At 61.0% G+C, this 1,430-nt stretch carries 1 protein-coding gene; it reads right to left on the reverse strand.

The features are described 5' to 3' along the window. Positions 1-9: 9 nt before the first annotated feature. Complete coding sequence (locus PQR02_RS40380) at positions 10-1,338, reverse strand: IS4 family transposase (RefSeq protein ID WP_408243378.1); 1,329 nt, start codon at positions 1,336-1,338, stop codon at positions 10-12. Between the last annotated feature and the right edge of the window lie 92 nt (positions 1,339-1,430).

Consider the following 1,430-nt stretch of genomic DNA (forward strand, 5'->3'; position numbering starts at 1 on the left):
TAATGCCGTTCAGTTAAGGTTTCTTTTGAGGACTCGAACGGTGTAACGAAACGGTCGCGATTTGACGGCCCGAGCGCAACTGCGCCCGGGCCGTTTCTCATTGGGAAGCTGTTTGAGCCGCTCGCGCAGGCGCTTGAGCAGCGTGGGCAGTTTGCCGTACGAGCGCGTCACGGCTGCCCATGTCATTTCGTACTGAATGGTGTGGAACGCGCGGATGAAGCTCAGCTCATCGGGGGCGTGTCCGGCCGCCAGCGCGGCTTTGGCCATCTCCAGACGTACCAGATTATAGGCGATCAGTGCGCCCCAGAATTCCTGATAGACGCCTTCCACGGTCTGGCTGCGAAGCGTCAGCTCCATGCCCAGCATCGACTGCTTGAACTCGTGGTAGCTGGTCTCGATCTGCCAGCGACGCTCGTAGCACGCCACAATGTCGGCAGCCTTGAAACGTCTTCGATCAGTCAGGGACGTCAGCAGTGTGCGTTTGCGCCCACTTGCATCCACGGCGAGCACAGCGCGCGCTTGCCAGGATTCGGGCAGATCCGGGCACTTCGCGCGGGCCTGCGGTGAGACGCGCATACGCACGATCTGGTCACCGTCGCCCCCGCTCACGACCTCGCACCGCAGATTGGATTTGGCCGGAATGATGTAATGCCGGTTCTCGCCGTGCGAGACCAGATTGCACAGGAGTTGGGCCGACATGAACCCCCGGTCGAAGACGGTGATGGAATTGGCCGGCACACGAGCAATGAGCTCGCGCGCCGAGACCATTTCGTTGATGTCGTAAGGCCCGAACACAGCATCGCGCACCAGATGCGTGGCAAGCGCGGTGAGCGTAACCGCGCGCAGTTGCGGATAGCTGCCTATGCGGCCATGAGCGGCAGCAGAGGCGCCGAAATGCCTGCGATTGGCGGCACTGTCGGCGGTGCGCAGCGTGGTGCCATCCATCGCGAACAGCGAGAATCCCTTGAAGAGATAGTGGTCCTGATCCTGCGCAATCCAGTTTCTGGCTGATTCGTGAAACAGCCACGCCAGTGGCGCCGCGCCGACGCGCTGCCGCGCCTGGGTGATGGCGCTCTTACTGACAAACGACGCGTCGGCCACAGGTAACGCAAGGTCCAGTTCATCGACGACCTCGCTGATCGACTGGTGCCGGTACAGCGCGAGCGCGATCACAAGCCATACGACCTGCTGCGCGGGGAGCCGACGCCGACGAACGCTGGCACTGCCATTCGCCTGCACTGCAGACTCGATCCATTCGTACGGCAGATGCTGGCCCAGCCGTCCCCATTCGAGAGGTGGCTGTGAGTCGACAAGAAGGCGCAGATCATCAACCAGCATGGCGATGCAAGTTAACACCGCCACGCCCGGTTTACAACTACTTTGAGCAGCCAACAAAAAATGCCGTTCAGTCGCTTAACTGAACGGCATTA

This window comes from Paraburkholderia sediminicola, assembly GCF_046026895.1.
In the GTDB taxonomy this organism is placed as follows: Bacteria; Pseudomonadota; Gammaproteobacteria; order Burkholderiales; family Burkholderiaceae; genus Paraburkholderia; species Paraburkholderia sediminicola_C.

Excerpts from the sequence above, each read along its gene's own strand:
- PQR02_RS40380 (WP_408243378.1), bottom strand. The coding sequence starts at position 1,338 with ATGCTGGTTGATGATCTGCGCCTTCTTGTCGACTCACAGCCACCTCTC.